Raw genomic sequence first — 21,700 nt, 5'->3', positions numbered from 1 at the left:
TAGACACGTATTAAATTATATATTAGGATGTTATTAAAATTTGTCATGAAAAAAATAAAGAAAAAAAGAAAGTTTAAAATTAGTATTTTAAACTTATTCGCTGGACCAGAGTCCGTGTAAATTACAGAATGCTAATGCTTTAACATCATCAGCGGAGTTTACAGTAAAGGTTGCTTCTGCAACATCTCCAGGTGCAAAGCATTTTGCGTATTGTTCATTACCAGCTTCAACAATGACAAATTGGATGTAATGGTCATCATCCATTGGGTGAGCTGCTTCACCGACTTTAACGGTTACTTTGTCACCATCGATTTCAACAACTGGTTTGTGCTTAGGAGCTTTTTCTCCTTCGGTTTGAAGTGGGAATTCAAACATGTGGTCTGAACATACTTTTTCGTCGCCTTCTGCTAAAACTTGAATGATGCTTGCGCAATCATCACATTTTAATATTTTTGCCATAATAAACATCTCCTTATTAAGTTAAAGATAATTTATCTAACAAGGTATATATTATTATTGATTGTTTTTATTCCTATTGATTGTTTTCCCTATAGTTTTCAATTGCTGCCTGAAGGCCGTCGGCCGCAAGGTTTGAACAGTGCATCTTGACTGGTGGAAGACCGTCCAATTCTTCAGCAACGTCATTTCTGGAGATTTTTAAAGCCTCTTCCACGGTTTTTCCAACTGCAATCTCAGTAATCATGCTGCTTGTAGCGATTGCTGCCCCGCAACCGAATGTTTGGAATGAAATGTCCTCGATGACATCATCATCGTTTACTTTAATGTAAATTGTCATCAAATCTCCACAGGTAGGGTTTCCTACTGTTCCAACTCCATTTGCATCTTCCATTTTTCTACAGTTTCTAGGGTTTGCAAAGTGATCCATTACCTTTTCTGAATAATCCATAATTAACACATCCTACAGTTATCTCTGTGTTTTGCGCACATAACGCCATCATAATCTAAATCCTGATTCCATAAAGGAGACATTTCCCTAAGTCTTGAAACGGCCCCTGCCAAAGTCTCTACAAATTCATCAACATCAAAAGCATCGCTTTCAGGAGCGAGGGAAATCCTCAGTGATCCGTGAACATCAACCGGGTCAAGGCCTAATGCTGTGAGCACAGGTGATGCCTCGAGCTTGTTTGAGGAACATGCAGAACCTGTTGATGCCTGATATCCTTGGGCATCCAATAGAAGAATTAATGATTCTCCTTCAATCGCTTTGAATCTGAAGTTAACAAGGTTCGGGAGCCTTTGTTCCATATCACCGTTCACATAGGATTCTGGAATTGTGCCCAATACCTTTTCAATCAGCTCATCCCTGATTGCGGATAATTTTTCATGGTGTTCCTCGAGTTGTTCGCTGGCCAGTTCGCATGCCTTTCCGAATCCGACGATTCCGGCAACATTTTCGGTTCCGGCCCTGATTCCTCTTTCCTGACCTCCACCATGAATCAATGGTATTACGCGAGTTCCCTTTTTGATGTATAATGCTCCAACACCTTTTGGACCATTGATCTTATGAGAAGACAAAGAAAGTAAATTCACATTAAGTTTCTCAACATCCACCTCAATTTTACCGAAGGTCTGCACCGCATCTGTGTGGAATATGATGCCTTTTTCACGGGCGATTTCACCTATCTCTTCAATAGGCTGGATTGTACCGATTTCGTTGTTACCATGCATGATGGTAATGAGGATTGTATCATCAGTAATCGCCTCTTTTAAGTCCTCGACTTTGATTATACCGTTTTCATAAACTGGAAGGTAGGTAACCTTAAAATCAAGTGATTCCAGGTATGCTAAAGTTTCTTTAACGGCAGGGTGTTCAAATTCTGTTGTGATTATATGTTTGCCTTGGTTAAGGAATTTGAAGGCTATTCCTTTTATTGCCAAATTATCAGACTCTGAACCTCCGCCTGTAAATATGATCTCTTCAGGCTTTGCATTGATTGCATCAGCCACTCTTTGACGAGCTTGATCTAATGCTTTTTTTGATTCACGACCAATTTTATAAAGAGTTGAAGGGTTTCCAAACTCTTCAGTGAAATATGGTTTCATTTCTTCAAAAACTTCCTCACTAACTTGTGTGGTTGCTGAGTTATCCAAATACATTCTTTATCTCCCAATTGTCTTTTTTTTATTGTAAATTTTTGAGTTTATAAATTTTAAGTGAGTAAAGGGTTACCTTACTCAGATGCTGTCAAGTGCTTGACTTAAATCATCAATCAAATCATTGACATCCTCCAAACCGATGGAAAGTCTGATGAAGTCAGGTGTTACACCGGTTGCTTCCTGCTCTTCAGGAGTCAATTGTTGATGTGTAGTACTTGCAGGGTGGATAGCGAGACTTTTTGCATCCCCGATGTTAGCAAGTATTGAGAATAATTCCAGTTTTTCAATCACTTTACGTCCTGCTTCCTCTCCTCCTTCAACACCGAAACCAAGGATTCCGGCAAAATTGTCCTTCAAGTATTTCTTGTTGATTTCGTATGTTGGATGGGATTCCAAACCAGGATAGTTTACCCATTTGACTTTAGGGTGAGCTTCAAGGAATTGTGCAACTTTTAAAGCGTTTTCAGAGTGTCTTTTTACTCTAACGTCAAGGCTTTCAAGTCCTTGTAGGAATATGAAACTGTGCACAGGAGCTTGGGTTGCGCCTAAGTCCCTTAAGAGTCTTGCTCTTGCCCTTACGGTAAATGCGATATTTCCAAGTTCAGGAACATCTCCAAATGCGTCCCAGAACACCAATCCATGGTAACTTGGATCTGCTTTTGTGAAGTTTGCGAACTTGCCGTTGCCCCAGTTGAATTTACCGGAATCTACAATGTATCCTCCAACTGCAGTACCGTGTCCTCCGACATATTTGGTTGCTGATGCCGCAATGACGTCTGCACCATGTTCCAATGGTCTGACGAGTCCTACACCAACGGTGTTGTCAACAATCAATGGAATGTCGTGTGAGTGTGCGATTTCAGCCAATGCTTCAAAGTCAGGCACGTCCAATTTTGGGTTTCCGATTGATTCAACATATATTGCCTTTGTCTTTTCATCGATTGCATCTTCAAAAGCCTGCAAGTCCTGTGAGTTGACGAACTTGACATCCCTTGCGAGATCCTTGAAGGTGTAGTTGAACAGTTGGTATGTTCCTCCGTAGAGGTTGTCCGCTGATACGATGTTGTCTCCAGGTTCGGTTACATTCAATATTGCATATGAAATTGCTGCAAGACCACTTGATGTTGAAAGACCTGAATTACCGCCTTCGATAGCAGCAATTCTTGCTTCAAATACATCACTGGTAGGGTTAGTTAATCTGGAGTAAATCTGTCCAAATTCTTGAAGGGCGAATCTTCTTGCAGCCTCATCTGAGTCTTTAAATACATATGAAGTTGTCTGATAAATCGGAACCGCTTGAGCCCCAGTTGCGGGGTCTGGAGTTTGTCCTGCACGTACACCTAAAGTTGCTAATCCATAATCTTTATTTGTCATTTATTATCACCTTAATTTTTGAATTTCAGTAAAATATATCACGTGTTATATTTACTATATAACAATAGTTATTTTTAATATATAAATGTTTTGGAAAACCTAAAAAAATAGTTATAACTTATGTTATATAATATAACATATGTTATTTTAGTATATAAAGATTTTGATATTTGAGAAAAAAATTAAAAAAAAGAAGAGATAATAATTCTCTTAGTCGTTTATTTCATAACCTAAAGCCTGTAGGTTATCACGGATTTTATCTGATAAGTCATATTGCTTGTTGGCTCTGAGTTCAGCCCTTACCTCTGAAATCAGGTTAAGCAAGTCATCAGATCCAGCATTGACCTCTTCAGTCTCGAAGCTGACTCCCAAAATGTGAGCAGCATCATCCAGAAATGCCTTGATTGCAATCTTATCAGACTCACTGAAAGCGTCAAGATCATTTTTGGTGTCGTTGATCAATCCAAATATTGCCGCAATGGCCTTTGGAGTGTTGAAATCATCATCCATACTGGCGAAGAACTCTTCCATGTGAGGTTTTAATGCATCACATTCATAATCGTCATATCCCACTTCAACATCCAATAGCCCATAGTATTTTCTGATTCTATCCAAGCTTCTTTCGGATTGGTGAAGTGAATCCTTTGAAAAGTCAATAGGGCTTCTGTAATGGGTTGACAATACAAAGAACCTGAAGGTATCAGGCTCATAGCTTTCAAGCAATTCGCGGATTGTAATGAAGTTATGCAAAGACTTGGACATCTTTTCCCCATTAACATTCAGGAATCCTGTGTGCAACCAGTACCTTACCATTGGGGATTTTCCTGAAACCGCTTCCATCTGTGTGATTTCAGCCTCATGGTGAGGGAATATTAAATCTAAACCTCCACCGTGGACATCATATTGCTCTCCAAAGTAGAATTCAGTGATTGCAGTATCTTCAATGTGCCATCCAGGCCTTCCGTCTCCCCATGGGGACGGCCAGGTAGGTTCATCCACACCTTCACGTTTTTTCCATAAAGCGAAATCCTGCTGGTTTTTCTTTGTGGTTTCGGCTATTTCACGATGGGATTCAAGCTCTTCAACATTCCTGTTGGATAGCTTACCGAATTCGTCAAAGGTATCGATTTCAAAATAAACTCCATCCTCGGTTTCATAAGCAAATCCCTTGTCAATCAGCCTTTGGATTTGATCTATGATTTCAGGCATGTGGTCTGTTGCCCTTGCAAACAGGTTCACGCCATTCACATGCAATTTTTCCATGTCTTCACGGTACCTTTTCTCAAATCTGCGTGCCAAGACATCGGATGGAATTCCGCTTTCCTTTGAGCGGTTAATAATCTTGTCATCAATGTCGGTTACGTTTTGAATGTAGAATACTGCATATCCTTTGTATTCCAAGTATCTTTTTATTGTATCAAAAGAGATGTATGTTCTTCCATGTCCTATATGTGCGTCATCGTAAACGGTAGGACCACATACAAATAAGTTAACTCTATTTTCATTAATAGTTTCAAAATCCTCTTTACTACGAGTTAAAGTTGAATAAATTTCCATAAGAATAAACCTCGAAAAAAAGTAATTAAAAAGGCAAGTGAGGGATTTGAACCCCCGTATTATGGTCTGCAGCCACACACCTAAGCCACTCGGTAAACTTGCCATCAATATATATAGGATATTAAAATATTGGTAAGTAATAGTTTAAATACTTTACTATATTTTCCAATATTTTTAGCAATTACTGGCTTCAGAACCTAAACAAGATTGACAATCCTCACCAAGGTCGGATTTGTCGATGTTGAGTTGTTCTAAAACATCTGCTGTTTCAACATGTTTGCATATAGCACATGTCCTTCCTATCAGTTGTGCTTTTGTAGCTCTTCCATCTGCTAATTCTTGAGCAAAGTCCTTTATCATTTGTCTAACATTATCATCAAGCTTGATTCCACTTCCACGTTTATCAGTGATGTATTGGGAAACGGCAGGTTGAGTAATGTCCATCAGTTCAGAAACATCTTTCTGCCTCATTCCTAAATTTAAAAGTTCCTTTGCCAATTCTGATCTAATAGCGGGTATCACATACCATACTACGATTTCACAAGGTGGTTTCATAAAATATCCCTTCTATTTTTTAAACAAATCCTCTAAATCTTCTTGTTCGTCCCTAATATCCTCAGTAAAGCAAATCTCATGCTTATCGAATAATATTTTGAAACGCTCATCATTCTCTTTGAGGTGTTGCTCAATAGTTCTGATTGCATCAGCGACAGGGTCTGGAAGTTTATTGTGGTCAAGGTCAACTTCCTTGTGAGGAACGCCCCTACATTTTACAATGCGTCCAGGAACGCCTACACAGGTTGACTCCGGAGGAACGTCCTTCAACACAACGGCTCCGGTACCTATTTTAGAGTACTCTCCAATTGTGATGTTACCCATTACCTTAGCACCGGCACCAACAATCACTCCCCTTTCAAGGGTCGGGTGCCTTTTGGTCTTTTCAGTACTGGTTCCTCCAAGGATTACTCCCTGATAGAGCAATACGTCATCGCCAACAATTGCTGTTTCTCCAACAACAACTCCCATTCCATGGTCGATAAATACTCTTTTACCAAATGTTGCTCCGGGGTGAATCTCAATTCCTGTAAGAAATCTTGCTAAATTGGAATTCATACGGGCCAAAAGTTTTAAAGAATGATTCCATAGCCAATGACTGACTCTATGGAATAATAAAGCGTAAAATCCTGGGTAGCATAAAAAAATCTCTAATGTAGAGCGAGCAGCAGGATCTTTCTGTTTGATTGCTTTAATTTCATCCCTTAAATTTTGCAACATCTGATATACCTCTAAAGTTTACAATTAAAATATTATAACATATGGTATATATAATTATTCTTATTCAAATAACCAGTCTACAGAGAGATATCTCTCACCGTTATCAGGTAAGATGGCTATTATTCTTTTACCTTTATTTTCTTCTTTTTTAGCTAAATCCAAAGCAGCCCAAGTTGCTGCTCCAGAGGATATGCCTGAAAATATACCTTCTTCACGAGCAAGGGCAAGTAAAGTTTTTCCAGCATCTTCATTTGCAACGGGAACAATCTCGTCAATCACATCTGCATCATAGATTGAAGGAACAAATCCTGCACCAATACCTTGGATCTTGTGAGGTCCTTTTTCACCTTTTCCTAAGGTCTGTGAATCTTTCGGTTCGACTGCAACAATCTTAACGCCAGGAACCTCCTCTTTCAATACCTTACCGATTCCAGTGATTGTTCCACCGGTACCGACACCGCCAATTACAATGTCAACTTTGCCTTCGGTATCCCTTAGGATTTCCTGAGCGGTGGTTTCTGCGTGGATTTTAACGTTTGCAGGGTTGTCGAATTGACCTAAGATAATGGAATCAGGAGTTTCCTCATTGAGTTCATTTGCCTTTGCAATAGCTCCGCCCATTCCATCAGCACCAGGAGTCAATACCAATTCTGCTCCTAAAACGCTTAGGAATTTTCTCCTTTCAATGGACATGGTTTCAGGCATGGTTAGGATTAACTTGTAGCCTTTTGCGGCCGCTGCGAATGCAAGTCCAATACCTGTGTTTCCGCTGGTAGGTTCGATGATTGTTGAACCTTCCTTGAGCAATCCTTTTTCTTCCGCATCTTCAATCATTGCAACTGCAACCCTGTCCTTTACACTACCGGTTGGGTTGAATGATTCTATCTTTACATCTACTTCTGCTTCTAAGTCTTTAGTTAAATTGTTTAATCTTACGATTGGAGTGTTTCCGATAGCATCTGTTATGCTGTCAAGCACTCCTCTTTTCAATTTTGGAATATTTGCCATGATTTTTTCTCCTACTAATTAATTATATTTTAGGCATATTAAAAGGGTTACTTTAAAAGTTAATATAACATTCGTTATAATAACTATTGTTATATAACATTGTTTTACTTTATAAATGTTTTGGTATGACTAAAAAAATAATTAGATATTGTCGTTAAAGTAATCGCAAATGTCAGTGCATGGACAAATCTCACACTGAGGGCCAATCGGTTTGCAGATGTTTTGACCAAACTGAACCATCAAGTCGTTCAATTTAATCCACAGTTCCTCAGGAGCAATCTTGCACAATTCCACCTCAGTATCTTCCGGATTCTTGGTATCCACCAGACCCAAACGATTTGAGATTCTGTGAACATGAGTGTCAACAGGAATTGCAGGAAGCTCAAAAGCAAAAACCATTACGCAGTTTGCGGTCTTACGGCCAACTCCAGGCAGTTTGACCATTTCCTCAACGGTATCAGGAACCTCTCCCCCATACTGGTCAATCAGAATCTGTGAAACCTCCTGAATGCGGGCAGCCTTAACATTATAAAAGCCCGCAGGCCTAATCAATTCCTTAACGTCATCAATCGGAGCGTCGACAACGGCATAAATGTCAGGATATTTGCTGAATAAATTATTGGTGGCCTGGTCTGTGTTCTCATCACGGGTTCTTTGGGATAAAATGGTCCTGATTAAAACCTTATATGGATCATGGTCCAAGAATGTCCTGATGGTAAACACACTTTCCAACTCTTCAATCAACTTGATTACACGCTCTTCCTTATTCATTTTCTAACTCCAATTCAAATCCTAATTCTGCCATTGACTCAATGAAATTCGGGAATGACACGTCAAAGACTTCGCCGTTTGTGATTTCAATGTCATGCTTAAGGCCTATTAGACTGAATGCCATGGCCAGTCTGTGGTCTCCATGTGAATCGACAACACCGGAGCTTACGCCTCCTGTAATGCTCATTCCATCTTCATGTTCAACTAGCTTACAGCCCAGTTTCTCCAATTCACGGCAGGTCGTATCGATTCTGTCGGTTTCCTTAACTCTCGCATGGGCAACACCAGTGATGTGGGTTGTGCCTTCAGCCATTGCAGCCAGAACCGCAACGGTAATCAGTAAATCTGGCGCATTTGACAGGTTGACGTCAATGGCTTTCAAATCACCATTGGAGGCTATTTCGACATAATCCTCCCCACGGATAATTGTGGCACCCATCTTTTGCAGGATGTCCAAAATATATTTATCGCCTTGCTTGGAATCCCTGAACAGATTTTTGATCTTGGCCTTTCCACCGTTAATGGCTATTAACGCCAAAAGATAAGATGCTGAGGAATAATCTCCCTCAACAGTATAATCGCAGGCAACATAATCCTGCTTTTTAACCTTAAACTCATCAATGCGACAGCTTTGATGCTCCTTGTCGCAGGACTCATGCTTTAAATAATATCCCCTTAAGGATTTCACGCCGAATTTTTTCATGATATCCAATGTCATGTTTACATAAGGCTTTGACTTGAATTCGGGCAACACATATAAAGTAACGCCCTTATCGGACAACGGTGAAGATATTATGATTGATGAAATGTACTGTGAACTGACATTGCCGTAGATGTTGGTTTCACCGCCGACATATCCCGGTTTAATTAGGATTGGTGCCTTATCATTATCATTAAGTGATTCGGTTTCAATCCCCAAAGGCATCAATGCGTCCATAAGAAGTCCCATTGGACGGGTCTGCAGGGATTCGTCTCCGGTCAATATGACCTCATTGTCACTTAAGGCGGAAATGCTGGTCATTAACCTTAATGTAGTTCCGGAATTTGCCAAGTCTATCGGTTCTTCAGAGGAATTATGCAGTTTACCTCCGGTTCCAACGACTTCCAAGTAATCATCAGTTTTCTTTATCTTTGCACCTAAAGCCTTGCATACCCTAATTGATGATAATGTGTCTTCTGAATATAACATATCATAGAGTTTAGATGTTCCATTAGCCAAACTGGCCAGAATAACCGCCCTATGTGAATAACTTTTTGATGGCGGTGCCTTGACAACCCCGCCTATTTTTGAAATATTTTTAACCTTAAGCTTCATTTTATCATATCGAAAAGACAATATTCTTATCGATTTTCCCTCAATTTTTTCTATATTAAGGTTTATTTTGTATTATTAATATAATTTTTTGGAAACTTTTGAAAAGAGTTTTGAAAAATAAAAAAAAGAAAAAGAATTAATGAAGTGAATTTCATTTATTCTTGCATTAATCAGATAATCACATTGGAAACAACGTCAGATTCCCCGGCGACCAGAATGCTTTTCCCATCTTGAGCATATCTGAACATGGCAACACCATCATTTTCACTGTAGAATCCTTCCCTGCCGTTGATGGTCTTTTTAACTTCCCCATCTTCAGGAGTTATTTGATCATCAGTGAAGTTTTTATCCTTGACGGACATTACCTGAATGTTAAGCAAATCGCCATCCTCATTTAGGTATTGATAATTGCTTAATGTAACTTCGCCGAATCCCAAATCATAGGAATCATTATCCTTTGTGAGGTCTTTCTGTTCACCATAACCTTTAGGAACATTGAAATCAATTCCATCGATAGTCACATTTGTATCTGCGTCAAATGGAGTGATATCCATTGCATCCAATATGCCATAGTCCTCATCGGCTGCGGACAATGGAGTTAAGGCCATCATTCCCACAACCAAACCAATGATTAAAAAATATTTTACGTTCATGTGAAAATCTATATGAATCGATGTAATTAAACTTTTACATTTATTTAATCATGACCCCCTGCAACATTTTTTCCAAAAAAACATAATTTTAAAAATTATTTGGAACATAAATATTACTGTTAAACAATAAAGGAGGAAAGATTATTTTAAACAAGAAAATATTTCTGATAACTGCACTGATATTCCTGATAATAAGTATCAGTGCGGTCAGCGCAGAAGATATTAATAATACTGACCACACTTTGGAAACCACTGATTCTGAAGTAATCTCTGCAGATGGACCTACCGGGTCTTATGCAGACTTATTTAATGCTATTCAAGCCAGCGATAATGAGTTAAATATCAACTCAGATTATAAATTCAATAGCACAACAGATGGGAATTATAAAGAAGGAATAAATTTCAATTTCAATAATAGCGAATACCTCATCAATGGTAATAACCACATAATTGATGCAGACAATAAAGCTTCCGTATTTAAATTTTCTAACGGTAAAATTACTATCAATAATTTAAAGATTATTAATGCCAACAGCTCTTCAATTATACTTAATAACTGTATAGTGCACACCAATAACGTGACCTTTGAAAACAATCATGATAATGATGAGGGAGCAGCCATATATGCCCGTCAAAGTAACTATTACAGCAATCATGATAAATTCATAAATAATTATGCTAAAAACGGGGCTTCAATCTTCACTACATTATGCATAGTCGAGGTGAACAATTCAACATTCATCAACAGCAAGCCAGTGCACTGGAGTCTGATTTATGGATATCAGTCAGAAATGGTGATTAAAAATACCGTCTTTGCAAACCTGACCTCAAGATATGCCACCGCAATCTACAGTGAAGGAAACAAACTCACCGTCTTGAATTCCAAATTCATCAACCTATTTGCTAATGCAACCGCAGGAGCCATTGGGACTAAGGAAATTAAGTCACTGACCATTGACGGATGCAGCTTCATTAATGTTTCATCATCCAAGGATGCCGGAGCCGTTTATGTAGACATTAATGCCGGCCTCATGGGCAAGGAATATGAAGCCACTGTAAACTGCTCATCCACCGTATCCAAAACATTATTTGAAAACTGCTCTTCAAACTTCGGAGGGGCATACCTTCAATTAGGCGGAAAATTGAATCTGATTGAAAGCAACTTCACAAACAATACCGCAGAATATACCGGAGGGGCAGTATACATCTCAGATGCGATACCGTTGATTGGTAACTGTAAATTCAACAAAAACACCGCCAAATACTTATACGGTGGCGCATTGTACATTGACGACAGCAACAGCAGGATAACCCAATGCAGCTTCATGTACAATCATGCAGGCACTTTCGGCGAAGCAATTTATCTGCATGACACCAAATACGAAATAAAAAATTCACAATTTTCAATGGGAGAAAAGGAAACTATAGTCAGCCTTTTTGACAAGGCAGGTTCCACTTTGAAAAACAATAATTTTAATGGCGGAAAAACCTTATTGGACCAGAAAATCTCTAACACCATAGTCAGTTATGAAGGCAAACAGATTATTCTAAACCCAACAATCATCACAAATGCAACCGCAAGCAGTTCCAGATTTGACTTGCGTGACTACAAGGTAAACGGCATAAGCCTGGCAGGAGTTGTTAAAGACCAAGGAAACAATGGTGCATGTTGGGCATTCGGTGCTACCGGCGCACTTGAATCCGCATTCTTAAAAGCAACCGGAATATTGCTTGACATATCTGAAAACAACATCCAAGGTTCTGCAACACGTTACAGTGAATATGGTACTGAAGTTATAACCGAGGGAGGATATTCCACCTCAGGAATGGGCATATTCCTTTCATGGTTAGGGGTCCTCTCAAGTGAATTGGACAGCTATGATGAACTTGGAAAAATAAGCGTTGCCTCATTTTCACCTGGAGCATCCTATCACATCCAGGATGCATTAATCATACCAAAACGTGAGAGCGCTTTGGATAACGCTAAATTTAAGGAAGCTTTAATAAACTACGGAGGAATAACAGTTCACCTGTACGGCGCTTCTGCAAATAATAACTATTACAATCCTGAGACCCATGCACAATACTACAACGGCAATGGATATGGAAACCACTTCGTAACATTGGTTGGATGGGATGACAATTATTCAAGGGATAATTTCAAAATAAAACCAAAAGGAGATGGAGCATGGATTTGTAAAAACAGTTGGGGAAGCAACTGGGGTGAAAACGGATACTTCTACGTATCATACTATGACACTACCTTTGCAATGACCTCCAACTCTGTCGCTTACATTATAAACAATACCGAAAACTACACCACCGTATATCAATATGATATTGGAAGATCTAACAGATTCTTCATCGATGGAGGAAATATCATTAATTTCGTCAATAGCTATGAGGCTATCGGCAATGAACTAATAAAAGCTGTTGGAACCTACTTTGAAAAAGCGGGCGAATCATATACAATAAAAGTGTATGTTGACGATGCGGTAGTCTACACACAAACCGGAAAATCAACTCATGGTGGATTTGAAACAATCAAATTGGCCAAACAAATTGCAGTTAATTCAGGCCATAAGTTTTCAGTTGGAATAGAAGCAAAAGCAATCCCACTGATTGAAGGAACAAGACTTCATTTTGAAAGCGGAAAAACAATTGCATACTACTCTGACAACACTCATGAGGACTTAGGAAAAATAAACAAGGCAGCCTGTATCAAGGTATACACCGTTGCAAATCCAAATCCTGGAGAAAGTAAATCCCAATACTATTCAAAAGACAAAAATCTGACAGTTTACTCAACTGCTGAAGGAAAAACAATTAGTCTTTATAAAGGAAATGAACAGTTAGGTTCTGCAATCGTCACTGGCGGTAAAGCATCATTCGGTTTAACATTAGACCCTGGAAACTATAGCCTCATTACTTCCTATGATGATGGAGACATTATCGAAGGATTCGAAATAATGAACACCATCGAGATTCCTGAAGAAATTAAAATCGGATACAATACCAATTTAAAACTTGATCCAGTATTTTATGATGAAAACGGTGTTGAATTATTCGACTGCGAAGTAACAATCATGTTAGACAAAGAAACCGCCATAATTCCTATTGACAACAATGATGGAACTCTACACTTTGTATTACATGACCTGTCAATTGGAAAACACACCTTGATTCTGAAAAATCCTGAAACACTCGAAGAGTCTGTAACCACAATCACTGTTGTTTCAAGATTCAGCGAAGATTCAAATGTGAACATGTTCTATGGCGACAAATCAACCTTTAAAGTTCGTGTATTTGATAATTACGGAAATCCGGCTAGTGCAAACCAAATTGTTGTTATCAAATTAAACAAAAAAACATACAAGGTGAAAACAGACAGCAAAGGTTATGCAAAACTAAGCATACCTAATACTGTAAAGCCGGGAAATTACGCATTAACCGCAACTTATGCTGGCCAAACCATCAAACACACAGTTAAAGTAAAACAATCTTTAAAACTCTCAAAGGTTAAAGTTAAAAAATCCGCTAAGAAACTGGTCATAAAAGCCACTTTGAAAGGAAAAAAACCTATTAAAGGCAAAAAATTAACATTCAAATTCAATGGTAAAACATACAAGGCAAAAACCAATAAAAAAGGAATTGCAAAAGTAACCATTAAAAAATCAGCACTTAAAAAGCTCAAAGTTGGCAAAAAAGTCAAATATCAAGTGACCTATCTCAAAAATACTGTTAAAAAAAGTGTGAAAGTTAAAAAATAATTTAACTTTCTTTTTTTATTTTTTTAAAATCAATTTCAAAGTGCAGGACTATCCTCCACCAGGAATGGTGTACTTATCATTGACACCATAGAATATTCCATCCCCTCTACGTTTTTCGCTCACATTCAGCAATGCATTATTGAAGATAATGTTCAATAGCTTATATCCATCCTTGTCAATGAGATCTGTTAATGTAGTGTTGTTTTCACGTATTTTCAGTGCTTCCCTTTCAATGCCGAAGCAGGAAGCATATAAGATCTGTGCTGAATTTTCAGATGCAGATTCCGGAGGGTATTTTTCAGTTAATTCTTTTGACTTGAGATAAGTCTGGAAAGCCTTCCATTCTTTCTTGATTTCCTTTCCTTTGCTTGTCAATTTAGCGTTTTCCAGGATATCTCCATAATTTTTACCGTCAAATCCATTTTCGTTTTTAACGGCTTCGACAAAGTCATTGAAATCCTTTTCGAACTTGTTGGCAACTGAAGTGTTGTTGCTTTGCTTCGCCATTGCCTTCAAGTTGAACTTTTTATTTTTGTTCATGTTCTTAAGCAGCTTGAGGGCCAATGTTTCTGAAGTTTTTAACTCTCCCTTATTTGATATTCTAAGAGTTATCTGCTTCATGACCTCCATATCATGCGGAGTCAATTTTTTGCCCACTTCATGGGATTCATCTAAATCAATGTCACATTTGATTTGGTCTTTGTTGATTAAATCAAGAACAGTGAGGGATAACGCCTTTACCCCTAAATTGTTATCGTTTGAAAACAAAATGGACACCATAGGATATGAATCCTCACTTGGAGGATTTTTAACATTTTCATCATATTGGTTGTTGTTTAAGCCTAACATGTTAATCAACCCTTACTATTTTTTCATATCATTTTATTATTTACTGAATATATAAACATTACCATGAAAGAAATTGAGAAAATGCAAGCGGGACTGGAATACTGTTATGATGACGAAGACATATCCATGATGAAACTGCATGCCATTGAGAATGCAAACATCTTCAATTCACTTCCGGAGGATGATTTGGACAAACAGCATGAGGTTCTTTGTGAGATTTTAGGTTCGGTGGGCGAAAAGGTATGGATTGCAAAGCGATTCTGCTTTGATAATGGAAAGAACATACACATTGGAAACAATTTCACAGGAAACTTCAACCTGACAATTCTGGACATCAACAAGGTGTGCATTGGGGATAACGTCATGATTGGTCCGAACACAACCATAACCGCAGTCGGCCATCCCCTGTCCCCCAAAGGCAGGCGAAAGCATCTGGCGCAGGGAGGTGAAGTCAGAATCGGCAATGACGTTTGGCTGGGGGCCAACGTTACAGTGCTGCCTGGAGTCACAATCGGGAACAATGTTGTCGTAGGGGCCGGAGCGGTCGTGACAAAGGACATTCCGGACAATTCACTAGCGGTGGGCGTTCCTGCAAGGGTTGTTAAAAAAATTGAAAATGACATTTAAAATAAAATATCAATGTTTAAATAAGTCTTATAACAATTTATACACATATGACCTTTTGTGGTGATTCGAATGAGTGAAAACATTAAAAAAGACTTGGATCAAGCAAAAAAGAATTATCAAAGTAAAAAATATGAGGATGCCAAAGACATTTACGAATCCATCTACATTGAGCATCCTGAAGCCTTCACAATATGGGACAAAAGATTCTACAGCTGGGCACTTTATCAGCTTCACGTGAAAAAGCCGGAAGATGAAACAGAGCTATTTGAAGCTGTGGATTTGATAACACAACTTGTGCCTCAGGAAGACCACTCCGAAAAGGACGGGGTTTGCGCATACACAATGTCAATGATGAAGCTTCTTGATTACCTGTACAAGAATAAGGACTATGAAAACATCATTATCTGGTCAGAAAAATTAAATCCTGATTATTTGAGCAAAAAAACCTCCACTTTCACCACTGATGACGGAAGGGAAGTGAAACTTGCATCCAATAAGGAAAAGTACTACAATTGGCTTTCAAAATCATATCAGGAAGTTGAAGACTATGATGAATGCCTAAGCGTTTCCAAAAAGGCATTGGAAGAATTGGACCAATTCACAAACAACGGTGACATCTGGTTTAAATGGAGAATCGCAAGGTCATGCAGGGAATTGGGCGAATATGAGGAGGCCATCAAATACCTAAACGACATCTACAGGTTCAAAAAGGACTGGTACATCCAATGGGAGATTGCTGAAAACTACTTCTTCATGGGCGAGGAGGAAAAATCACTGGAATATGCCGCATCAGCCGCATTAAACCGTGGAGACATTGACAAGAAAATCAAACTGTATTCCTTGCTTGAGGACCTGCTTGAAGATGATGACCCTGAAATTGCACTAAAACATTCCTACCTGATTTATTCCATAAGACTGCATAACGAATGGAACATTGACGAAGGTCTGGAAGAGGAAATAGCAAATGCCGGTTTGGACACCGAAAACACCGAGTACTGGAAAATTGAAAGGGAACTCAAAAGCTATTGGAAAGAATTGAAATTCAAAAATCAGCAACCAACCTTTGGAGTCATTTCAAGAATATTCCCTCACGGAAAAACAGGATTTGTCAAGGATGAGTCAGGACACTCCTATTTCTTCAACGGATTTGAATTCAAAGGAGATCCAAACAAATACCGTGAAGGAGTTAAGGTTTCCTTCTACATTGAAGAAGGCTATGATAAAAAGAAAGACGAATTCAAACCAAATGCAGTTAATATTTACGATATTTAACAACATCCGTTGTTAATATCCTCTATTTTTTTAAAAAAAAAAGAAATTAGGGAAGTAATTATCTAATTACTTCAACAATCATATCTAAGTTTTCAGATTGCAGGATGTCCACTTTTTTACCGGATGCTCCGACAATCTCCTTTTTGACATTCAACATGTCTTCAGGAACTACAATCTCGCCGATTGCAAGTTCATGATTTTCCTCTAAAACGGAACCGATTTCATCGATAGGAGTTGATTTAAGATAACCGATGATTTTACCGGCATCCCCTTTGAATGTTGGTCCGATTTTAGACATGTCAGGTTCAACCTCAATGATTTTCTCATGAACTTCAGGTTTTCCTGAGCTGATTGTCAAATCATTGATTTTGAGTGTTCCTTTAATGTCGTCATCAAATTGATTGAACACATCCACCAAATCATCATCGGAAGTGTAGACATTGACTTCAGCAAGTTCTGCATTCAATGGGATTTTTGATGCTGATTTGAATCTTCTAACTTCATCGATTAACTCAACAGTGGTTTCTCCTTTTGTTTCCATTTCTTCACTGATCAGTTCCTCATATACTTCAGGCCATAATGTTGTGTGGATTGACTCATCTGAGAAGTATTGGTAGACCTCTTCTGTGAAGAACGGTGCAATAGGAGCCATCAATTTAAGGGATGTTTCCACAACGGTTCTTAAAGTGTATTTTGCTGCTTTTCTAGACTCGTCTGAAACATCAGTGTATAATCTGTATTTTACAGCTTCGATGTATTCGTCACAGAAATCATGCCAGAAGAATCTTTCGATTGGGGTGATTGTCTGTGCAAAGTTGTATTCGTCGAAAGCCTTGTCAACAGTCTTGTTGAGATTATTGAGTTTTGACAATATCCATAAGTCCAATGGTCCTAAATTGTCTTTAACCTCATCATATGTGACTTCCTCATCAAAGATTTGCATGCTGATGAATCTGAAAGCGTTCCAGAATTTTCTAAGGAACCTGTATCCATGCTTGATGTCTTTCCAGTCAAATATTACATCGGATCCCGGCACGCTGTTTGCTGCCCATGTTCTTAACGGGTCTGCTCCGTATTTTTCAATTACCTCTTCAGGGCCGACAACAAATTCAGGTCTTGACTTACTCATCTTGTTTCCGTCTTCACCGAATACCATACCGTTGATTACAATGTCGTCAAACGGCTTTTGACCGGTCAAGGCTATACAGCGTAAAGTTGTGTAAAATGCCCATGTACGGATGATATCATGTCCTTGCGGACGGATGTTTGATGGGAAATGATTTACGTAATCTTCATCAGGCCATCCTGCAATGGATAGCGGGGAAATTGATGAATCCATCCATGTGTCCAGTACGTCCACTTCAGGTATGAACTCTTCACAGCCGCATTCACATGCATGTTTTGGCTTGTCTACAGTTGGATCAATTGGCAAGTCTTCAACATCTGGTAAAATGACTTTTCCACAATCTTTACAGTACCATACAGGAATTGGGGTCGCAAATATTCTTTGCCTTGATATACACCAGTCCCATTCCATGGAATCTGCCCAGTTTACCATACGGGATTTCATGTGTTCAGGCACCCATTTCATTTCATCCGCTGCCACCTTAGTCTTTTCAATCAAGTCCCTTACGGCTACGAACCATTGTTCCTTAAGAAGGATTTCGACAGGGGTTTTGCATCTCCAGCATTGGCCCACGTTTTGGTCAACCTCTTCCTTTTTCAAGAGGTATCCTTCAGCGTCCAAGTCTTCAATGGTCTGTTTTTTACAGGATTGCAGGTCCATTCCCTCATATCTTCCGGCGGCTGAGGTCAATGTGCCGTCATCATCCATGACGTCAATGACTTCAAGGTCATATTTTTGAACCCAACTTACGTCAGTCTTGTCCCCAAATGTACAAATCATTACCGCACCTGTACCGAATTCAGGATCTACTTCCTCATCTGCAATGATTTTAACTTTTTGGTGTGACAATGGAACTTCCACATATTTGCCTAAAAGGTGAGTGTATCTTTCATCCTCCGGGTGAATAACAACGGCCACACAAGCAGACATCAATTCAGGACGGGTAGTTGCGATTAAAATGCCTTCCTCTTTAGGGTCAGCCTGTTTGCCTGATTCCTGTGATGATGCGATATCATCATATGAATCCTCAACGGCAGGAGGGAAGTTAACATAGTTTAAGAATGTAGTGTTATCGGAATATTCAACTTCTGCAAAAGCGATAGCGGTTTGACAACGAGGACACCAGTTTACAGGGTGTTTTCCTTGATAGATCAATCCGTCTTCATACATTTTCAAAAAGGAGTATTGGGTTCTTCTCATGTACTCAGGATTCATTGTGACGAATTCGCGAGTCCAATCCTGTGAGTAACCCATTGCCTTCATGTCCTTTTTCATGCTTGCAATGTTTTTGGTGGTCAAATCAATACAGTATTCTCTGAATTGTGCTCTTGAAACATCGTTTTTCTTGATTCCGTGAGTCTCTTCAACTTTAACTTCAGTTGGAAGACCGTGACAGTCCCATCCTTGTGGGAACAAGACGTCAAATCCTTTTTGTCTTCTGTATCTTGCATTCATATCAATGTAAACCCAATTCAGGACGTGGCCTAAGTGAATTGCACCTGTTGGGTATGGTGGGGGAGTGTCAATAATGTATCTAGGACGAGATCCATCTCCAATGTATTTGTAGATGTTTTCATCTTCCCATTTTTGCTCCCATTCTTTTTCTTTTTTAAAGTCATAGTCTTTAGGAATTTCTTTATTTGACATATATCTTCTCCTAAAATAATTAAGTAACAATAATATTTTTAAATATGTATCTTATAGTTTAAAAATATTAAGTACCCGTTGCAATAATAGTTAACTATATTATATAATAACATCAAATTATTAATATTATCAAACTATAGGACTGTGTAAAAAAATGGAATTAATTTGGTTTTATGTTGCTATCATGCTAGCTATAAGCGATGTATTGCACACTACATTAATGTGGAAGGTCTTTAATAATTTCTACATTATTCTAGGTGGTCTGATTCAGCAATCCACCCATTCAGCATGGCAGACATGGTTAGCTCATGAGAGTATGGAAGCCGGATTCCATTTTATAGTGGTTTCAATTGTCTTCCTAAACCCGATTATTGGAATTCAAGCAGCCCTAATTCATTTTGTAATAGATATAACCCACACAATTTTCATACGTGATATGGGTGTGCTAGAACATAGAGCTCTTCATTTTGTGATTGAATCTCTATTTTTCATGTTAATTTATGGATTATAAAAAAGGAGTCTAATAATGCCAGTTATAACATTCAAATATACTGATTTAAAAGATTTAGGAATAGATATGGAAAAAGATGAACTAATAGACACTCTGCCAATGATGTCTAGCGATATTGAGGACTATGATGATGAAGAAATCAAAGTTGAATTCTTCCCAAACCGTCCGGACAACCTATCCGTTGAAGGAGTGGCCAGATCATTTAAAGGTTTCCTAGGTCTTGAAACAGGCTTGCCTAATTACCCAATAACCCCATCAAACGAGGAGGTTGTTGTTGATGCGGAAGTGGCTGAAATCAGACCATACATTGCCTTTGCAAAAATCGACAATGTTGACTTCACTGGCGACAAGCTAAAATACATCATGGACTTCCAGGAAAACCTTCACTGGGTAATTGGAAGGGACAGGAAAAAAGTGGCAATCGGTATTCACAATGCGGATGTTGTAAATGCTCCATTCAAGTATATTGCAACTCCAAAAGATGCCAACGCTTTTGTTCCTTTAGAAAAAGACTCCGAAATGACTCCTGATGAAATCTTGACCGAACATGACAAGGGAAAAGCCTATGCTCATTTAATTGACTCATTTGACAAATATCCATTGATTCTCGATAAGGATGATCAGGTATTGTCCATGCCACCGATCATTAACGGTGAATTGACCAAAATCAAGGAGGACACTCACAACATCATCGTTGACGTTACCGGTACCGATGAAAGGGCCGTTAACCAGGCATTGAACATCATATGTTCATCATTTGCTGAAGTTGGAGGTCAAATCAAAAGCATGGAAGTCAAATATGAGGACAAGACCATTGTCAGTCCGGACTTGACTCTACAGGAAATGAATGTTCATGTTGATACCGCAAACGAATTGATTGGCGGAACTGACTTGAATGCAGAGGACATCAAGGGATTGCTTGAAAAGGCCCGTTTTGATGCTGAAGTCTTAAACGACAATGAAGTCAAAGCTATTATTCCTGCTTACCGTGTTGATATCCTGCATGAAGTGGATATCGTTGAAAACATTGCGGTCCAATACCACATCAATTCCGTTGAGGCCAAATTGCCTGAAATCAATACTGTCGCTTATGAAAATGACTGGTTCAGATCCGAATCCATTATTCGTGAAGCGATGGTAGGTTTAGGATTCCAGGAAATAATGAGCCTGATGCTTACAAGTGAGGAAGCTCATTATGAAAAGATGAATCAGGAAGAAAAGCCTCACGTTCAGGTTGCAAGGCCTATTACCATTGACAGAACAATGATTAGGACCAGCTTAATCAATAGCCTTATGGAGTTTTTAGAGGACAACAAGCATGAGGACTTGCCTCAGAAAATATTTGAAATCGGTGACGTTTTATACCTTGACGATTCAAAGGAAAACAAGACCGTTTCATCTAAAAAGTTAGCTGCATTGATTTGTCATTCCACAGCAAACTTCACTGAAATCAAGTCTGTGATGACAAGTGTCCTGTCAAACCTTGGTTACACCATGGAAATCAGTGACAGTGAAAACAAGACTTTCATTGAGGGCAGGGTTGCTGATGTGGAAGGCGTTTCTGAAAAAGGTTATGTCAAAGGATTCTTCGGAGAAATCTCACCTGAAGTAATCACTAATTTTACTTTGGAATATCCTGTAATAGGATTTGAAATCGAATTTATTAACAAATAAATTCTTTTTCTAATACCATAATTTTCTCATTTGGATTTCAATCTGAGAGTAATTGCTGATGCTTGGTGAAGCATCATAATTATTAAAAACAAGTATGAAAATTAACAATAATATAATTAAAACTATTAAAATTATTGTCCATTTTTTCAATTA

Annotated in this window: 18 protein-coding genes and 1 tRNA gene; 5 read left to right on the top strand and 14 right to left on the bottom strand. The window is 38.6% G+C overall.

What is annotated here, in order from left to right; all coding sequences use genetic code 11:
- Positions 1–93 precede the first annotated feature (93 nt).
- From MBBTH_RS04255 to MBBTH_RS04200, 12 genes are all read right to left on the bottom strand, one after another.
- Positions 94–459, bottom strand: a complete 366-nt coding sequence (locus MBBTH_RS04255) for a desulfoferrodoxin family protein (RefSeq protein ID WP_243409669.1) — start codon at positions 457–459, stop codon at positions 94–96.
- A gap of 73 nt (positions 460–532) precedes the next feature.
- Complete coding sequence (gene nifU, locus MBBTH_RS04250) at positions 533–907, bottom strand: Fe-S cluster assembly scaffold protein NifU (protein ID WP_116591817.1); 375 nt, start codon at positions 905–907, stop codon at positions 533–535.
- Between the two features lie 2 nt (positions 908–909).
- Positions 910–2,118: a cysteine desulfurase NifS gene (gene nifS, locus MBBTH_RS04245; protein ID WP_116591816.1), complete on the bottom strand. Its 1,209-nt coding sequence runs from the start codon at positions 2,116–2,118 to the stop codon at positions 910–912.
- Between the two features lie 78 nt (positions 2,119–2,196).
- Positions 2,197–3,492 (bottom strand): O-acetylhomoserine aminocarboxypropyltransferase/cysteine synthase family protein, encoded by a 1,296-nt coding sequence (locus MBBTH_RS04240; RefSeq protein WP_116591815.1) that lies wholly within the window; start codon positions 3,490–3,492, stop codon positions 2,197–2,199.
- Between the two features lie 210 nt (positions 3,493–3,702).
- Positions 3,703–5,049, bottom strand: coding sequence for a cysteine--tRNA ligase (gene cysS / locus MBBTH_RS04235; protein WP_116591814.1), 1,347 nt, complete (start codon positions 5,047–5,049; stop codon positions 3,703–3,705).
- Positions 5,050–5,080: 31 nt separating this feature from the next.
- Positions 5,081–5,152, bottom strand: a tRNA-Cys gene (locus MBBTH_RS04230).
- Between the two features lie 71 nt (positions 5,153–5,223).
- Positions 5,224–5,604, bottom strand: a complete 381-nt coding sequence (locus tag MBBTH_RS04225) for a transcriptional regulator (RefSeq protein WP_116591813.1) — start codon at positions 5,602–5,604, stop codon at positions 5,224–5,226.
- A gap of 12 nt (positions 5,605–5,616) precedes the next feature.
- Positions 5,617–6,324 carry a serine O-acetyltransferase gene (cysE, locus tag MBBTH_RS04220; RefSeq protein ID WP_116591812.1) on the bottom strand — a complete coding sequence of 236 codons (708 nt, stop codon included), beginning with the start codon at positions 6,322–6,324 and terminating at the stop codon, positions 5,617–5,619.
- 60 nt (positions 6,325–6,384) lie between these two features.
- Positions 6,385–7,332 carry a cysteine synthase A gene (gene cysK / locus MBBTH_RS04215; protein ID WP_116591811.1) on the bottom strand — a complete coding sequence of 316 codons (948 nt, stop codon included), beginning with the start codon at positions 7,330–7,332 and terminating at the stop codon, positions 6,385–6,387.
- Between the two features lie 141 nt (positions 7,333–7,473).
- Complete coding sequence (locus MBBTH_RS04210; protein ID WP_116591810.1) at positions 7,474–8,103, bottom strand: endonuclease III domain-containing protein; 630 nt, start codon at positions 8,101–8,103, stop codon at positions 7,474–7,476.
- Positions 8,096–9,418 (bottom strand): 3-phosphoshikimate 1-carboxyvinyltransferase, encoded by a 1,323-nt coding sequence (gene aroA / locus MBBTH_RS04205; protein WP_116591809.1) that lies wholly within the window; start codon positions 9,416–9,418, stop codon positions 8,096–8,098. Before aroA ends, MBBTH_RS04210 begins: the two co-directional genes overlap by 8 nt.
- Positions 9,419–9,588: 170 nt before the next feature.
- Entirely contained in the window at positions 9,589–10,071 is a 483-nt protein-coding gene (locus tag MBBTH_RS04200; RefSeq protein ID WP_116591808.1) for a hypothetical protein, read from the bottom strand.
- 242 nt (positions 10,072–10,313) lie between these two features.
- Between MBBTH_RS04200 and MBBTH_RS04195 the strand changes: the two genes are divergently transcribed.
- Positions 10,314–13,841, top strand: coding sequence for a C1 family peptidase (locus tag MBBTH_RS04195; RefSeq protein ID WP_116591807.1), 3,528 nt, complete (start codon positions 10,314–10,316; stop codon positions 13,839–13,841).
- Between the two features lie 48 nt (positions 13,842–13,889).
- Here the strand turns inward: MBBTH_RS04195 and MBBTH_RS04190 are convergent, their stop codons facing one another.
- The gene (locus MBBTH_RS04190; protein WP_116591806.1) at positions 13,890–14,690 is read right to left on the bottom strand and encodes a DUF2207 family protein; all 801 of its coding nucleotides are present in this window, start codon (positions 14,688–14,690) and stop codon (positions 13,890–13,892) included.
- Positions 14,691–14,771: 81 nt separating this feature from the next.
- Here MBBTH_RS04190 and MBBTH_RS04185 point away from each other — a divergent pair, with 81 nt between their 5' ends.
- Positions 14,772–15,317 carry a sugar O-acetyltransferase gene (locus tag MBBTH_RS04185; RefSeq protein WP_243409667.1) on the top strand — a complete coding sequence of 182 codons (546 nt, stop codon included), beginning with the start codon at positions 14,772–14,774 and terminating at the stop codon, positions 15,315–15,317.
- A gap of 69 nt (positions 15,318–15,386) precedes the next feature.
- A complete protein-coding gene (locus MBBTH_RS04180; RefSeq protein ID WP_116591804.1) occupies positions 15,387–16,589 on the top strand; it encodes a tetratricopeptide repeat protein in 1,203 nt (400 codons plus the stop codon).
- A 58-nt stretch (positions 16,590–16,647) separates the two neighbouring features.
- On the opposite strand, the gene MBBTH_RS04175 is transcribed toward MBBTH_RS04180, so the two are convergent.
- Entirely contained in the window at positions 16,648–19,362 is a 2,715-nt protein-coding gene (locus MBBTH_RS04175; protein ID WP_116591803.1) for a valine--tRNA ligase, read from the bottom strand.
- 154 nt (positions 19,363–19,516) lie between these two features.
- Between MBBTH_RS04175 and MBBTH_RS04170 the strand changes: the two genes are divergently transcribed.
- Positions 19,517–19,873, top strand: a complete 357-nt coding sequence (locus MBBTH_RS04170; RefSeq protein WP_116591802.1) for a hypothetical protein — start codon at positions 19,517–19,519, stop codon at positions 19,871–19,873.
- Positions 19,874–19,888: 15 nt separating this feature from the next.
- The gene (gene pheT, locus MBBTH_RS04165; protein WP_116591801.1) at positions 19,889–21,547 is read left to right on the top strand and encodes a phenylalanine--tRNA ligase subunit beta; all 1,659 of its coding nucleotides are present in this window, start codon (positions 19,889–19,891) and stop codon (positions 21,545–21,547) included.
- Positions 21,548–21,700: the final 153 nt, after the last annotated feature.

This window comes from Methanobrevibacter thaueri (assembly GCF_003111625.1).
Taxonomy (GTDB): Archaea; Methanobacteriota; Methanobacteria; order Methanobacteriales; family Methanobacteriaceae; genus Methanocatella; species Methanocatella thaueri.
Note: the sequence above shows the minus strand (reverse complement) of the source record. Positions and strands in the feature narration are given on the sequence as shown.

Coding starts and splice junctions, on each gene's coding strand:
- nifS (WP_116591816.1), bottom strand. CDS start 2,118: ATGTATTTGGATAACTCAGCAACCACACAAGTTAGTGAGGAAGTTTTT.
- cysS (WP_116591814.1), bottom strand. CDS start 5,049: ATGGAAATTTATTCAACTTTAACTCGTAGTAAAGAGGATTTTGAAACT.
- aroA (WP_116591809.1), bottom strand. CDS start 9,418: ATGAAGCTTAAGGTTAAAAATATTTCAAAAATAGGCGGGGTTGTCAAG.
- nifU (WP_116591817.1), bottom strand. CDS start 907: ATGGATTATTCAGAAAAGGTAATGGATCACTTTGCAAACCCTAGAAAC.
- MBBTH_RS04175 (WP_116591803.1), bottom strand. CDS start 19,362: ATGTCAAATAAAGAAATTCCTAAAGACTATGACTTTAAAAAAGAAAAA.
- MBBTH_RS04170 (WP_116591802.1), top strand. CDS start 19,517: ATGGAATTAATTTGGTTTTATGTTGCTATCATGCTAGCTATAAGCGAT.
- cysK (WP_116591811.1), bottom strand. CDS start 7,332: ATGGCAAATATTCCAAAATTGAAAAGAGGAGTGCTTGACAGCATAACA.
- MBBTH_RS04210 (WP_116591810.1), bottom strand. CDS start 8,103: ATGAATAAGGAAGAGCGTGTAATCAAGTTGATTGAAGAGTTGGAAAGT.
- MBBTH_RS04200 (WP_116591808.1), bottom strand. CDS start 10,071: ATGAACGTAAAATATTTTTTAATCATTGGTTTGGTTGTGGGAATGATG.
- MBBTH_RS04185 (WP_243409667.1), top strand. CDS start 14,772: ATGCAAGCGGGACTGGAATACTGTTATGATGACGAAGACATATCCATG.
- MBBTH_RS04180 (WP_116591804.1), top strand. CDS start 15,387: ATGAGTGAAAACATTAAAAAAGACTTGGATCAAGCAAAAAAGAATTAT.
- MBBTH_RS04255 (WP_243409669.1), bottom strand. CDS start 459: ATGGCAAAAATATTAAAATGTGATGATTGCGCAAGCATCATTCAAGTT.
- MBBTH_RS04225 (WP_116591813.1), bottom strand. CDS start 5,604: ATGAAACCACCTTGTGAAATCGTAGTATGGTATGTGATACCCGCTATT.
- cysE (WP_116591812.1), bottom strand. CDS start 6,324: ATGTTGCAAAATTTAAGGGATGAAATTAAAGCAATCAAACAGAAAGAT.
- pheT (WP_116591801.1), top strand. CDS start 19,889: ATGCCAGTTATAACATTCAAATATACTGATTTAAAAGATTTAGGAATA.
- MBBTH_RS04240 (WP_116591815.1), bottom strand. CDS start 3,492: ATGACAAATAAAGATTATGGATTAGCAACTTTAGGTGTACGTGCAGGA.
- MBBTH_RS04190 (WP_116591806.1), bottom strand. CDS start 14,690: ATGTTAGGCTTAAACAACAACCAATATGATGAAAATGTTAAAAATCCT.